At 51.8% G+C, this 13,998-nt stretch carries 15 protein-coding genes; 3 read left to right on the top strand and 12 right to left on the bottom strand.

Going from position 1 to position 13,998, the window contains the following annotated elements:
- Positions 1 to 92: 92 nt before the first annotated feature.
- From D568_RS0112545 to D568_RS0112500, 11 genes are read right to left on the bottom strand one after another with little or no spacing between them, the layout of a single operon-like run.
- Positions 93 to 317 (bottom strand): hypothetical protein, encoded by a 225-nt coding sequence (locus tag D568_RS0112545; RefSeq protein ID WP_020209956.1) that lies wholly within the window; start codon positions 315 to 317, stop codon positions 93 to 95.
- A gap of 46 nt (positions 318 to 363) precedes the next feature.
- The gene (locus D568_RS22160) at positions 364 to 546 is read right to left on the bottom strand and encodes an SEC-C metal-binding domain-containing protein (protein WP_083915359.1); all 183 of its coding nucleotides are present in this window, start codon (positions 544 to 546) and stop codon (positions 364 to 366) included.
- The gene (folE2, locus tag D568_RS0112540) at positions 543 to 1,469 is read right to left on the bottom strand and encodes a GTP cyclohydrolase FolE2 (protein WP_020209955.1); all 927 of its coding nucleotides are present in this window, start codon (positions 1,467 to 1,469) and stop codon (positions 543 to 545) included. Before folE2 ends, D568_RS22160 begins: the two co-directional genes overlap by 4 nt.
- Positions 1,470 to 1,510: 41 nt before the next feature.
- Positions 1,511 to 1,924 carry a phosphoribosyl-AMP cyclohydrolase gene (gene hisI / locus D568_RS0112535; RefSeq protein ID WP_020209954.1) on the bottom strand — a complete coding sequence of 138 codons (414 nt, stop codon included), beginning with the start codon at positions 1,922 to 1,924 and terminating at the stop codon, positions 1,511 to 1,513.
- A complete protein-coding gene (locus D568_RS0112530) occupies positions 1,921 to 2,349 on the bottom strand; it encodes a MerC domain-containing protein (protein ID WP_020209953.1) in 429 nt (142 codons plus the stop codon). Before D568_RS0112530 ends, hisI begins: the two co-directional genes overlap by 4 nt.
- Positions 2,350 to 2,379: 30 nt before the next feature.
- Positions 2,380 to 2,922, bottom strand: a complete 543-nt coding sequence (locus D568_RS20090; protein WP_020209952.1) for a Fur family transcriptional regulator — start codon at positions 2,920 to 2,922, stop codon at positions 2,380 to 2,382.
- A 2-nt stretch (positions 2,923 to 2,924) separates the two neighbouring features.
- On the bottom strand, positions 2,925 to 3,584 hold the full coding sequence (locus tag D568_RS21135; protein WP_020209951.1) for a ZrgA family zinc uptake protein: 660 nt from the start codon (positions 3,582 to 3,584) through the stop codon (positions 2,925 to 2,927).
- Positions 3,581 to 4,243: a DUF1826 domain-containing protein gene (locus tag D568_RS0112515; protein ID WP_020209950.1), complete on the bottom strand. Its 663-nt coding sequence runs from the start codon at positions 4,241 to 4,243 to the stop codon at positions 3,581 to 3,583. Before D568_RS0112515 ends, D568_RS21135 begins: the two co-directional genes overlap by 4 nt.
- On the bottom strand, positions 4,243 to 5,466 hold the full coding sequence (zigA, locus tag D568_RS0112510) for a zinc metallochaperone GTPase ZigA (RefSeq protein ID WP_020209949.1): 1,224 nt from the start codon (positions 5,464 to 5,466) through the stop codon (positions 4,243 to 4,245). The genes D568_RS0112515 and zigA overlap by 1 nt, the downstream gene beginning before the upstream one ends.
- The gene (locus D568_RS0112505) at positions 5,456 to 5,860 is read right to left on the bottom strand and encodes a TraR/DksA C4-type zinc finger protein (RefSeq protein WP_020209948.1); all 405 of its coding nucleotides are present in this window, start codon (positions 5,858 to 5,860) and stop codon (positions 5,456 to 5,458) included. Before D568_RS0112505 ends, zigA begins: the two co-directional genes overlap by 11 nt.
- On the bottom strand, positions 5,857 to 6,228 hold the full coding sequence (locus D568_RS0112500) for a MerC domain-containing protein (protein WP_020209947.1): 372 nt from the start codon (positions 6,226 to 6,228) through the stop codon (positions 5,857 to 5,859). Before D568_RS0112500 ends, D568_RS0112505 begins: the two co-directional genes overlap by 4 nt.
- 177 nt (positions 6,229 to 6,405) lie before the next feature.
- Here D568_RS0112500 and D568_RS0112495 point away from each other — a divergent pair, with 177 nt between their 5' ends.
- Entirely contained in the window at positions 6,406 to 9,036 is a 2,631-nt protein-coding gene (locus D568_RS0112495; protein WP_020209946.1) for a CHASE domain-containing protein, read from the top strand.
- On the opposite strand, the gene D568_RS0112490 is transcribed toward D568_RS0112495, so the two are convergent.
- Entirely contained in the window at positions 9,037 to 10,032 is a 996-nt protein-coding gene (locus tag D568_RS0112490) for a CobW family GTP-binding protein (protein WP_020209945.1), read from the bottom strand.
- Between the two features lie 196 nt (positions 10,033 to 10,228).
- Here D568_RS0112490 and D568_RS0112485 point away from each other — a divergent pair, with 196 nt between their 5' ends.
- Positions 10,229 to 12,565 carry a TonB-dependent receptor gene (locus tag D568_RS0112485; RefSeq protein ID WP_342661973.1) on the top strand — a complete coding sequence of 779 codons (2,337 nt, stop codon included), beginning with the start codon at positions 10,229 to 10,231 and terminating at the stop codon, positions 12,563 to 12,565.
- Between the two features lie 21 nt (positions 12,566 to 12,586).
- The gene (locus D568_RS20080) at positions 12,587 to 13,933 is read left to right on the top strand and encodes a hypothetical protein (RefSeq protein WP_020209943.1); all 1,347 of its coding nucleotides are present in this window, start codon (positions 12,587 to 12,589) and stop codon (positions 13,931 to 13,933) included.
- The last annotated feature ends 65 nt before the right edge of the window (positions 13,934 to 13,998 follow it).

The raw sequence follows: 13,998 nt of genomic DNA, 5'->3' as shown, positions 1-13,998 counted from the left end.
CTTTGTTAAATACTAATGATGGTGGCCTACGGAGCGTAATAAAATTTGCGGACGAGCAAGCGGGCTAAGCGCAGCGCTCGTCTGGCTTTTATTTACTGCGTTGGTAGCTCTGCTTTGGCCTGCTCGAACCATTGCAAGGTATGTATTCGCTGTTTCTCACCGTAAAGCTGAACGAACTGTGCGGTCGTGTGGTCGTTGGGGTTGTTCAGCGATTGCAGGCGCTTTTCAATGTATTCGGCGGTCAGCGGTATCTGGCAAATCTCAGTAATGCAGTGACGCCATTGCTCGTAGGTTTGGGGTACGATTGAATCAGTCATAACTTATTCCGTTCAAAGTAATATGGCTGGGGCGAGCGCCGTCTTTTTACGCCTGGCGGCCGCAGCATTTTTTGAATTTTTTGCCATTGCCACAGGGGCAGGGCGAGTTTCGCCCCACTTTAGGCTGGTCGCGTTTTATCGGTGCCTGCGGCGCGCAACAACTGGCGCTGGCGCAGCAAGAACCGGAATCTTGTGTGGAGTCGTCGTTGGAATATTGTTCAGTGTTCATAAGTCAAAAACTCTCTCGGCAATAGGGTTGTATTTCGTATCAATAACCACGGCATTGTGGGCGTGTAAACTTTCCTGGTGCTCGACTTTAAACGCGTAATCCGCAACCCAGTTGCACTGCTCCAGCATGGTTTTTAGTTTGCGCGCGGCGTCTTCGCAGAACATTAGGTTTTCGGCGTTGAGTCTTGCAAACTCCTGCTCGTCACTGCGCTTAACCATGGTTTGCACTGGCGTCGCTAAAGTAGCTTCAATTTGAGTGATCAATGATGGCAGTGAGGGCCAGTTTTGGTCGCGCAATACTAAATCCAGATACGCGTAAGAGCGCTGGCTATGGGGCGTGGCGATACTGGTGGCCTCTACCCAGGCCAGCAAATCTTGTTTGTCTATCTGCTCCCCGGAAAACTGCGAGTCAATGGCCCCCGCCAGCAGCTGGCGCGATAGCGCAGCCGAGCAAGGGCAGGTACTGGAATAGGGAACCGTCAGCGCCAGCCGGTAGCTGTTTACGCCGTGATGATGTTCACCGGTAATTGTCACTTCGTAAGATTGAAAACCCGTCTCGTTGCTTAGCAGAGAGCCTTTCGCCAGGCAGAGATCAAAACTTAAATCGAACTTAGCGCTTTTGCTGATAGGTCCCTGGGACGACACCATGTCGTTCAGTAGTGCGTCGAGTTGCGCTTTGTCACACAGCTTGCCTTTCAGCTGGTTCAGGCGCCGATGCAGTCGCGACATGTGTATGCCCTTGGCGCCGGGGTCGTCCAGACTGACATAAAGATTGGCCTTGGCCGCGACGGTTTGTTCATTGCCCGCATCGCTTGAGAATGTCACAGGAACGGCAATTGCCTCCATGCCCACCCAGCGCAAACCGTTGGTGACGGAAGGCGTGCGGGTGTTGGCGATGTCGGGCAGTTGTTTGTTTTGTTGCATAAAAAGTTAACTTTTTGATGTTGTCAGATAGGCGGGTAAAGTCATGCCGGGGTGCCGGTTACTCGAACGCGTTCTTCCTGCGTATCGACCTCTAAGTAAAAGCACGATGGGCGTCCGGTATGACAGGCCGCGCCGTGTTGCTCCACCTTGCACAAAATGGCGTCGCCGTCGCAGTCAAAGGACATTTGAATAAGCTGTTGTACATGCCCGCTGCTCTCCCCCTTGCGCCATAGCTGTTGTCGGCTGCGCGACCAGTAAGTCATGCGCTGGTGGGTAATGGTGTGCTCCAGCGCAGTGCGATTCATCCAGGCAAACATTAACACCTCGCCGCTGTTGGCATCTTGGGTAATGACGGGTATTAAACCCTTTTCATCAAACGCCAGCTGATCAAGCACTTCGTTTAAGGGCAATGGCTCGTGCCCATTTTCAAGGGCGATAAAGTAGGAGCGCTTCATGAAGCCTCGGCTGGCTTTTGGCTGGGGCAAGGGCAGGCTTTGCTTTCGTGCGTGCGGCACAGGCGGAAGTTCATCCAGTGCCCCAGAGCGACACAGGCTGCGCCCGCCAGCGTCAGGAGCTTCTCGCCAGCTTCACCAATGCGTGCTTCGCCCAGTGCAACCGCCAGTACTAACAGGGTTAAGCCGATCGTGCCCAATAGTAGAACACGCACGCGGCGATGTTTTTTGCAGCCCAGAGTTAAAGCGTAAAGACTGCTGGGAATAACGGCTACCACCATCCAAAAATGAAAGGACTCATGGTCCAGCGACAGTGCGGCAAGGCTGGGTAGCAAGGCCAGTACTAACGGCAGCGCCAAACAATGGATAGCGCATGCGAGCGATAGGGTAATGGCCAGTTTGTCGGTCAATGCTTGTGCGGATTTCACGTGATTCGATTCCATAAGTAGAGAAAAGCTTTATGTGCCTGCTTGGGTTGTCATTGCGGTGGTGCTTTGAGAATGAGCAACCGAGTGCTGCTTGTTACGGTGGTCTCGGCCTAACGCCTTTGTTTTACAGTCATTGCATATACAGTTCATTTCGATTTGTGGGCTTTTTAATTCAAAGCCAGCATCGGCCACCGTTTGTTTTAATGCCGAAACGGTGTTGGGCGGAATAATAATTTCGCTGACTTTATGACAGGATTGGCAGATTAAAAACTGCGGTGCGTCGTGGCTGTGGTGCTCGCAAATGTGCGAGCAGGCGACGTACTTATTCGCCAGATTAAGCCGGTGTGCCAACTGCTCCTGCTCCAGAAACTCTAAAATTCGATACACCGACATGGCTGAAAAGGTTTCACCGAACTCTTGTTCACAGTAGTCGACCAATTCATAGGCGGACAGCGCGCGCTTGCAATTAAGCAGCCCCGCCAAAACCTGCTTACGTTTAGCTGTTAAGCGGGTCCCGCGTGCCGTGCAGTTTTTATCCGCCTGGGCGATGAGTGTTTCGATGCGCTTGCTCATTATTATTTTAAAATTGCAGTAGTTTTCGTTGGCGTTAGTGTTGCGCCCCCTTGGGAGGACGGGGTTACCCACATGAGTTCAACTTTATTCAAACCGGCATAGTGTGCGAACAATTTCACTTCGGCCTGTTTGGGATAAGATTGCGCTTCACAGCGGTAATGGTAGCGAGCGCTGATCTCACTGTGCTCCGCTTGGTGGGTATGCTCACTGTGTTCGTGTTCGTGTTCGTGTTCGTGTTCGTGTTCGTGTTCGTGTTCGTGTTCGTGTTCGTGTTCGTGTTCGTGGTGATCGCTGTCTTCTGTCTCTGCTTGCAGCGCCGATACATCCACGCTGAAACCCACCAGCTCGCACTGCTGATTTTCAAACTCCAGAACTGTGCCGGGTTGTTGCAGCTGCTGCTCGGTTTTAACCAGTAAGGCTTTTTCTTCGGCGCTGCTTGCTTTGTGTTCAAAGCCCAGCAAATTGACGGCGGGGGTCGTGAGTTCCACTTCCAGAGAGTTGTCGGCCGAGGCAATGGTGAGCGTGGCCTCTCCGTGAGTATGGGCCGAGATGCCGGCCCCAACGGCCCAGGGCGCGCCGCCTAGTAGTGTGGCATACAATAGCGCACGCACTGCAGCGCGTGCGTGCGAGAAATATGGAACTGTCGTGTGAAAATGATTCATGTAATGGCATCCATGGTGACAAACAGCCGGCGTTGTGTGAGCTTGAGCGCTGGCGAGCGATGCACTATGCCCTTGCCTTCGTTGCCTGGCCAAAGCTCGCCCTTCAGCAGTGCTACATCGCCGTGTTTTAATTGATGAATGCAATTGTATTTCGTATACAGGCCAGAATTTTCGTCTGCTTTCCCTTCGGCGCCAGGCCCGAGTTTGCTGCGGTCAATGTCGGCGTTATCCAGCCATTCAGTGGCTGGCCCACTGTACGTGGTAATTAAGCGGCAGCCGAGTTTGTCCACGTGAAAGCGTGGGCAGGTTGCCGTACCGGTGACGCACAAGCGTAAGCCAACGGCTTTTGCCCCTAAAAGACAGATGAGCATATCGGCAAGAATCATCACGTTGTCGATAAAGGCCTGGCGCTGGGGGTGCGCTGGCAATTGTTTTTCCAGCGCTAAGCTCAATTCTTGCAGCGTAGCAGACAATCGTATTTCGGTAGCGTGCGGGTATTGTTGCAAAAGGTATTCGCTGTACTGCGTGACTTCATCAGCCAGTTCTCGTTGCCAAACGCACAGGTTAACCTCGCTGTTATACAGTGATGTAAACACAGCAGGATCGGTGCTTTGGCTTAAACCTGAAGGGGCTGTTATGACTGTGGCAGCGCTGTGCATCAGGGGTTACTCCAGCTTGGGAAGGGGTCGGATAATTTTTTCCAGTAATCTTTGCCCGCCACAAGTTCATCATCATCTAAAAGGCAGGCATCTAAAGACTCGGTAATGCTTGCTTCATCTAAACCCTGGCCGATAAACACCAGCTCCTGGCGCATGTCACCAAAGGGCTCTTCCCATTTTTCCTGGATAAAGCTGAGGGTTTCTTCATCGGTGGGCCAGTGGCGCTCGGGCACAGCCCGCCAGAACATGCCAGCGGCACCGTGTCGGGCAATACCTCCCGCCTGGCTCCATTGGCCGGCAAATTCAGGGCGTGAAGCCAGCCAGAAGTAACCCTTCGAGCGAATCAGTCGTCCATTCGAAACCGGGCTTTGGATAAAGTTAAAAAATTTCCGCGGATGAAAAGGTCGGCGTGCTCGATACACAAAGCTGCTGATGCCGTACTCTTGCGTTTCTGGGGTGTGCTCGCCGCGCATTTCTTTCAGCCAAAGGGGTGATTGCTGGGCGCGAGAAAAATCGAACAGTCCGGTACCCAGTACGCGATTCAAAGGTACCTTGCCATGCTCTATGGAGATGAGTTGCGCATCGTGATTCAGGCCGCGCAATAAACCCGTCAGGGTTCGCAGTTGTTGTTCATCCACAAGATCGGTTTTGCTGATTAAGATAACATCGGCAAACTCAACCTGTTCAACCAGTAGATCGGTGACGCTGCGCTCGTCTTCTTCGCCCAGACTTTCGTCGGAATCACGTAAGTCTTTGGCCTGTTGGTACTCGGCCATAAAATTAACCGCGTCCACCACGGTGACCATGGTGTCCAGTTGCGCAATGTCTGACAGGCTAGTGCCGTCTTCATCGGCAAAGGTGAAGGTTTCGGCAACCGGCAGTGGTTCGGAAATGCCGGTGGACTCGATCAACAGGTAATCAAACTTTCCCGATTCCGCGAGCGATCTTACCTCGAGTAATAAGTCTTCGCGCAAAGTGCAGCAGATACAGCCATTACTCATCTCGACCAGTTTTTCTTCACTGCGATTAAGGCTGATATCATTTTTCACCGAATCGGCGTCGATGTTTACTTCGCTCATGTCGTTGACAATGACGGCTACACGGCGGTTATCCCGGTTGTGCAAAATATGATTTAGCACAGTGGTTTTTCCGGCACCAAGAAAGCCGGAAAGCACGGTCACTGGCAGTTTTTTGATTGTGGGGTGGGCGCTGTTAGCTGGCATAAAATTTCTCTTTCTCCTCGCTAATCACTTTGACATCGGTGCCGAACTCTGCGGTCGGTCTGATAAGTAAACGCTCGATACCAATAGGCTCACCTGTCTCTTGGCAGAATCCGTACTCACCGGTATGAAGTCGGCGCAAGGCGCTGTCAATTTTCCGTAACAAACGGTATTCCCTGTCCGCTAACCGGAGTTTGATGGCCATATCGTCTTCCAGTTGCGCGCGGTCGGCTTCGTCATTGCATTCCGGTGGGTTTGCCAGTTGCTGTTTGATTTGCTCCAAATGATTCTGGGTGTGTTGTTTTTGTGCCAACAGTAACTGTTTAAAAAAATACTGCTGTTCGTCGCTCATGTACTCGGTGTCGGGCGCGAGCCGAAGTTCTTGTTCGGTAATCATGCGGTGGTCTCGACGGTTGCCTTTTCATGACAATGCAGACGATTAGCGAGATGGGCACCCATAAGTAGTAAGCCCCCGCTGACAGAAAAAAGTGCTTCGGTGTCATGTGGGACAAAAAAAGCAGCAATTAATAACAGTAGCCCACCCAGACCAGTCAGCGCGGGGTAGGTGCGCCCATGTCGTTTGCGGCCTTGGGGGAGGCTGATGAGCGCTAAGGCGGCAATGGGAATAATGAGGGCAATGTGCACCCATTCGGCGGAGAACAGGCTTCCCAGTACTCCCAGCCCCCCTGCCGTCATTAATAACGGCGTGGCAAGGCAGTGGATTAAACACAGGCCTGAGAGAAAAGCCGCGGTTTCGTCTTTCATGGTCAATCTCGTTTTGTGCAATGTTATAACATAACGTAATTCAGAAGGGGGTGAATAGTCAAGATCTATCGTCACTGTGCGGTGATGTGGTAGGGGGCTCGTTGCATGGATTAATCAAGGTGGAACGCTCAGTATCCAGACAAGATCAGGCTACAATAGGCGAGCATCGGTTAATAAGTGGGGCAGCTCGAGTTGGATACTCTTCGTAAAATTATTTATTTGGCCTTTAGTTACTGGGGGGTTGGGTCGCTGGCTTTATTGATGGCGATACCCTCTGGGTTTGCCAGTGCCCTGTTTCCGCCAATGGGAATGGCAATAGGGGCGGTGCTGCTGTTCGGTGTAAGGCTTCTGCCAGGGGTTTTTCTTGGTTCGCTCTTCTTAAGTCTGATGGTCAGTGCTCAGAGTGCTCAAGGTTTAACCATGGTGGGCGGTGTCTTAGCGGTTGGCATCGGTTTGGGGTCAAGTTTGAGTGTGATAGTGGCCTGGGGGTTGGCGAGGTTTATTTTACGCGGGAGGCGGGCTTTCGCGCGTGAAGGTGATATCGCAAGCTTGCTGGTGGCGTGTGGGCCGGTGGCCTGCTTGGTGAGTGCGACGCTATGCACACTAATGCTGTTGCTGTGTGGGATTATCGAGGGGCGGGACTTTTCTACCACTTGGTGGACCTGGTGGCTTGGCGACAGTATCGGGGTAATGCTGGCTTTGCCAATGATGTATGTGTTTTTTGCCCAGCCTGCCGGGGTTTGGCGCGGACGAATACTGAGCGTTGGCCTGCCAATTGTGATCGCGACAGGGGTAATGGTTGTTGTATTTGTGCGCATTAATCGAGCGGAGCTAGAGCGATTGGACAAGTCGTTTCAGCAGCTTGCTGTGCCTTATGCCGCAAACTTTGCATCGGGTTTGGACCATAAGCTGGCGATATTAAAGAGCATTGATGGCCTTTTTCAGGCGTCGGAGTCTGTCTCTTTTGATGATTTTCAGCGGTTTAATGAGCACACCCTCGAGGGGAACGAGGTTCTGCACGCTGTCTCGTGGAATGCTCGTATCAGTGGAACTCAGCGTGAGGCCGAAGAGCGACAACTAATGCAGCAGGGGTTACCTGGGGTAATTACTGAGCGTTCAGCTGAAGGGGAATTGCTCTCAGCGCCTAAGCGGGACGAGTATGTGTACATCAAATACATCATCCCGGCAGAGGGGAATAATAAGGCGCAGAATTTTAATATCGGAGCGTTACCTAACCGTCGAGCCGCCCTGGAGCGCAGTGCCAGTAGCGGGGAGGCTCGTATGACAGCTCCTATAAAGCTGGTTCAGGACACCATAACCAGCAAAGCGTTATTGGTGTTCTACCCCGTTTATTTTAAGGGCACAAAGGAAAACCGATGGGAGAACATCAAAGGTTTTGCTACGGCAGTGGTCATCATGGAGCAGCTCATAAGCCGAATGAATACTGGGTATGGTGTGCCGCCGAACTTTGTGGTGGCGGTGGATTATATTGGTGAGCATACGGACACCTTAGCCACTGTAGGTGGTGTTGCTAAATCTGAGCTGGCGTCATTACTGCGCTTTGAGCAAACCTACCCGTTCGCTGGTGCGGCTATTCGGCTTACCCTGACCCCAAATGATGCTTTTGTGCGGAAATACCATAGCCCTTTGACTTGGACGGTTTTAGCCGGAGGCTTTTTGTTCTGTGCTTTGCTGGGCGGATTTTTACTGTCTCTTAGTGTGCGCTCAGAGAGAATCCATGAGCTTGTTGAAGAGAGAACCACCGAGCTGTCTTCCATTCTAAACAGCGCTGCCGACGCTATTTTGACTGTGAACTCCCTTGGGGCGGTGGAGCGATATAACCCGGCCGCGTTAACTCTGTTTGCCGCTTCGGGTGAGCAGCTGCAAGGTTCTACTATTGATACCTGGCTGGATATTTTTACCGCTGCGGGTAAGGGCGTTGACGATGTCTTGAATAATCGTCTCAACGGTACGTTTGAAACCACCCTGACGACTCTAGAGGGGCAGCGTCATGCCGTTGAAGTTGGCATTAGCCAAATGCAGTTTGGTGAAGATCCGCGCTATGTATTAATGCTGCACAATATTACTGAGCATAAGAAAACGGAGAAACTCAAAAGCGAGTTTATCAGTACCGTAAGTCACGAGTTGCGCACACCGCTGACCTCCATTATTGGCTCGCTAAAACTGGTGTCTTCAGGCGTTGTCGGTGATATCAGTGAAAAAACGGCCAATTTAGTCACCATAGCGACTGATAACGCCGAGCGTTTGAGTGTGCTGGTGAACGATATTCTCGACATTGAAAAACTGGATTTCGATCAGCTTAAAATTGAGATTGCTCCTGTTGCGGTTATACCGGCGGTAAGGCATGTGATGAGGCAAATGCAGGCCTACGCCGATGGCTTTGAGGTGACCTTGAGTCTGGAATGGGCTGAGACGCTGACAAAAGAAGATTGTGTTTCGGCGGATGCTCACCGGTTGGCACAGGTCTTAACTAACTTGCTCTCCAATGCGATTAAATACTCAAATTCCGGTGGAACCGTTATTTTGTCTTTAACCAAAGATGATGAGTCGCTCGTAATTTCGGTAAAAGATTTTGGTCGTGGAATGCCAGAGTACTTTCGTAAACAGATTTTCCAGAAGTTCTCACAGGCTGACTCATCAGACAAGCGCGAGAGAAGTGGTACGGGTTTGGGCTTATATATTGCGAAAGCTCTGGTGGAGAAAATGCGGGGTTCTATTGGGTTTGAGTCTGAGCTGGGTAAAGGCAGTGAGTTTTTTATTCGCCTGCCTTTAGCAAAGGTTAAGTAATTACATTGGCTCAATGATATGTTGCTTTAGCTCTTGCTCCAGTGTCATTTCATCCAAAGGTTGGTGGCTAATGATTTCTAAACGACTGTCGTTGCACTCATCCAGCTCCAGCATTTTAACGACGCTGTCGGCTAAATTTAATGCGATGACGCCTTCATCGGTAATTAATACCGCTTTTAATCGATCACACTCAAGCCCGTGCAGCCAACTTAATAGAGATGACAGTGAAAAGGTTTTGCCGGGGTGAATTACCCAGCCTATGCTGAAATAGCCTTGCCCTGCATGTCCCTTGCGGTTAATAGGTTGGTCGGCAGATGGTGTGGGTAACGTTTCAGCCGGAAAATTAGAGCTGTGATGCGCATGAGTTTCTGGCAGCGGTATGCTGGCCTGATGCTCAAGTTCAAGCCACCTTTTAGGAAGCCTGCCGTGCTCAATGTGGGCTTGTGGGCGCTGCGCCAATTCGAGCGATTGCAAATGTTTATCCATTGCTGTCAGCAAGGGCTCGCTGGCTAAATCCATCTTGTTGATAATCAGCGCGTCGGCCATTTGAAGCTGTTGGCCGAAGGTGTCGTTTTGTAAATGTCGCTCACTGATAAAATGCTGCGGATTTACCAGTGTCAGGCAAGCTTTGATGTGCACAACATCAGCAAAGTCGTGTTTCAGAGTTTGCAGAACTTCCACTGGATGTCCCAGCCCCGTGGGCTCGATAATCAGGCGGTCAAACTGACGGCTGCGTAATAATTGCGTAAGACCTATGCGCATAGGCAGGCCTGCCGTACAGCACATGCAGCCGCCGGGAATTTCTTTAACGCTAATTCCACCTTCGCGCGCCTCATGTTCACGCATAAGCGCGCCGTCTATGCCTACCTCCCCAAATTCATTGACCAATATTGCCCAGTTTTCCTGTTTGGGTTTTTGGCTCAGCAGGTGTCGAATGGTGGTGGTTTTTCCCACGCCGAGAAAGCCGGTGATGATATTAGTTGAAATTGGTTTCATTGGATGTCGGTTATGTGTGCAAGGGTGAGGGCGTGATTATGCCTGTTGTATATGAACTGAAAAAGCCCGGCGAAAAACCTTTGTGATATGCAGAACGTTATAATGTTGCTCTTTCGTATTGTTATGTTATAACATAAGTTTATTCTGGCGCGCTATAGCGCTTTTGTTTTATCTGTCTCAACCACGAGGGGGTTGCGTGTTGAAGCGGTCTTTAATGTATTTGGGGTTCGGAATTTTAACGGTTCCCGGCTTTGTCAGTGCCGATACTATTCGAGGTGTAGTGCTTGATAGTGCGGGTCAGCCAGTCGGTAACGCGGTTGTTGAAGTGGTGGGGTCGCGCGAGAAAGCCGCTACCGATGCGCAGGGGCAGTTCCTGTTGGATGATTTGTCCAGTGACGATGTAGAGCTGCATGTTCGCGCGCCGCGCTTTATGCACAAGAATGTTCACGTGCACGATGGCAGTGAGTCGCTGCGCATTACCCTCACCGACACGGTTATGGAAATTGTGGATGTGACGGGCATGCCCTGGCACATTTCGCAGTTGGAGTCGGCCACGCCAGTGTCGGTGTTAAGCGGTGACGCCCTGCGTGATCAGCAATCGGCTACGTTGGGAGACACCCTGAATAAACAGGTTGGTGTTCATTCAAGCTACTATGGTCCGGTGGCGGGCACGCCGATTATCCGGGGCTTGTCAGGGCCGCGAGTGCTGGTGGCGCAAAATGGTTTGGATGTTGGTGATGTTTCACGCAGCGGACCAGACCATGCGGTAACCGGTGAAGCCACCACCGCCCGCCAGGTAGAGATCCTGCGCGGCCCCGCCACGTTATTTTACGGCAACGGCGCTATTGGTGGTGTGGTCAACGTGGTGGACGATCGCGTACCACAAGACACGGAGACCTTTGGTCAGTGGCAGTTGGAGTACAACAGCGCCAACAACGAACCTGTGATTGAGGGCAGTGCGAACGTTGGCCTGGGCGATAGTTTTGCGGTGCACGTTGACGGTTTTTGGCGCGAAGCCGATGACCTTGAAATTCCGGGTTACGCCGAGGTTGAGCCGGATGAAGACGCCAGCTATGGCACTTTAGAAAACTCCGGTTATGACAGTCAGGGGGCCACCTTAGGGGGTAGCTACATCAGCGATAATGGCTTTGCTGGTATCAGTGTGGGTCGCCTGGAGCGCACCTACGGTATTCCCGGCCATAGCCACGATGGCATTATGGTTGAAGCTGAGCTGGAGCAAGATCGTTTGCAGTTTGTCAGTGAGTACAGCTTCGATCACGATATTCTTGCCGAGGCGCGGTTACGTTACGGTTATACCGATTATGAGCACCGCGAGTTGGAAGGCGATGCTATTGGCACTACCTTTGAAAATGAGCTTCACGAAGCCCGGCTTGAGCTGTTTCACCAGCCTTTCGCGGAGTGGCGCGGGGCAGTTAGTTTGCACGCCAAACGTCAGGAAAACGCGGCTCAAGGTGAAGAGGCCTTTACCCCGCCTTCGCTGACAGAGTCCTACGCCCTTGCCCTGATGGAAGAGAGGCACTTTGGCGACTTTCTGGTGCAGGTAGGTGGTCGTATCGAGTGGGTTGAAGTCGATGCTCACGATGTAATCTTGGATTCAGAAGCCGAGCGCGGTACCTATCGTCTGGAGCAAGAGTTCACTCCCTACAGTTTCTCGTTTGGAACCGTCTGGGATTTCGCCGAGGGTTATAACCTGGGTGTTAATTTAGTCCATGCCCAGCGCGCGCCGTCCGCCAGTGAGGTGTTTTCTTATGGACCCCACATCGGCGCCGGTAGCTTCGAGGTGGGCTCCATCTTCGACATTCTGGCCAATGAGGATGGTGATTGGGTGGTGAACTTTTCAAGCGATCCGGTAGAGCTTGAAACTTCCAATAATATTGATATTTCACTGCGTAAGTTTGCCGGAGACGTGGGCTTTGTAGTGGGCGCTTTTTACAATCAGGTAGATGATTTTTATTACGCCCGTGCCACTGGGTTAGAGGCTGAAAGTGGCCATGACCATGACCACGATCATGACCATGACCATGCAGAAGAGCATGACCATGAGGGTGAGCACGAAGACGAGTTGCTTCCGGTCTATCAATTTACCGCCGCCGATGCCGAGCTTTACGGTTTTGAGGGTGAGGTTCACTGGCAGGCTAGCGACACGTTAATGCTGAGTTTTACCACCGACTATATTCGCGCGACTTTGCGAGATGGTGGCAACTTGCCCCGCATTCCACCGCTGCGTGCTGGTGTGATCGCCGAATATGAGTTGGGCCCCTGGGCTATTAATGCCAGCGCAACACATTATTTTGAAGCCGATGACACGGCCGAGTTTGAAACCCCGACGGACGAATACACCTGGGTAGATGCTGAAGTCAGTTACACGCTGCCGGTGTGGGGTGAAACCAAACTTTATCTTCGCGGCGATAACCTTTTGGATGAAACCGCGCGCGTTCATAGTTCATTTATTAAAGATATTGCACCCCGTGCAGGCCGTTCGGTTTCTGCCGGTATTCGTGCGAGCTTTTAAGGCTTACTAAGGAGTTTATTCATGTTGTTAGAAAGTAAAATGAAACCATTATCGGCCATTTTTTTAGCCTTAATGCTGAGCGCTTGTGGTGACAGTGAAACCAATATCTACGCCCAGGATGTAGCTGAGCCGGGTCATGAAGATCACGACCACGGTGATGAAGACGATCATGACCATGATCATGATGAAGAAACCAGTGCGGCACGGCTGTTGTTGGTAGAAGATGGCTCTGAAATGGTACACATTTTCGAAGCAGGCGATGGAGATGAAGTGTCTGAGCTGAGCTTGCCCGCACCCATTGGTTACGCTTACCCGGTGCCCGGCTACCGCTACGCTGCGTTTGTGCACCGCGACGACAACTGGGTGAGCTTTGTCGATGGTGGCGTTTGGGTTGAGGATCATGGTGATCATGATCACCCTTATGCCGAAGCGCCGGCCATCCAAGATTTTTATCTGGATGGTGTCAAGCCTACCCACTACACCTTTAACGATGAACAAGTTGCCGTGTTTTATGATGGCAATAGTGAGACGGGCGATGTCGCTGGTGTTGCCACCTTTGATACGGCTGCGGTGGCAGACAATGGCATGGCGAACACGTTGATGTTTGACACTTACATGCACGGTGCTGCTCAGGTTCGTGGCGAGCACTTGCTGGCAACCATTCGCGATGCAGACAGCGCCAGCATTTTGCCTGATCAAGTGGGTTTGTATCACTTGCATGATACCGAGTATGAGCTGGAAACCGTGTTTGCCGAAACCTGTCCGGGTTTGCACGGCAGTGCACAAAACGAAGACCACATTTTCTTTGGCTGTACCGACGGTGTACTGGTTATTGACGAAGGCGCAGATTTTTCTGCGGCTAAAGTCGCAAACGGTTCAGCTCTGACCGAAGGGACTCGCGTGGGCAGCCTGCGTGCTCATCACCATATAGATGAAGCAATTGGAATTGTCTCGGGCAAACTGGTGCGTGTTGTCCCCGGCCAGGCCGAGCTACAGGCATTGCCTGAGCCTTTGCACGAAGAGGACTCCGTGGTTGCCAGTGACTTTGCAGCAGGCGGAGAGTTCTTCGTCGCTTTGACCAGCGAAGGTTCGCTGGTGGTGCTGGACAGCCACGATTGGGAAATTCACGGTGAGTTAAATGTTACCGACGCCAGTGTTCTTGCCGAGGGGCAAAGCTTGAAGCTGGTTGTGCCCCCTACCGGGCATCATGTGTACGTTGTTAACCCTGGTGCACAGTCCTTGGTCGAAGTGGATATTGAGGCATTGGCAGCTGAAGAGCCCTGGAGCTTGGAGTTTACGCCATCAGCGGCAGTGTGGCTGGGGTATACAGGTGAAGACGAAGAGCATGATCACGGCCACGATCACTGAGCTTTAGAAGCGATGCGCTAGCGCTCAGTGAGCTGAATTCACGCTTGAATTTAAGCAGAGAATAC

This window comes from Gilvimarinus chinensis DSM 19667 (assembly GCF_000377745.1).
GTDB lineage: Bacteria > Pseudomonadota > Gammaproteobacteria > Pseudomonadales > Cellvibrionaceae > Gilvimarinus > Gilvimarinus chinensis.
The sequence above is the reverse complement of the archived record's forward strand: the minus strand, read 5'-3'. Positions and strand labels throughout refer to the sequence as shown.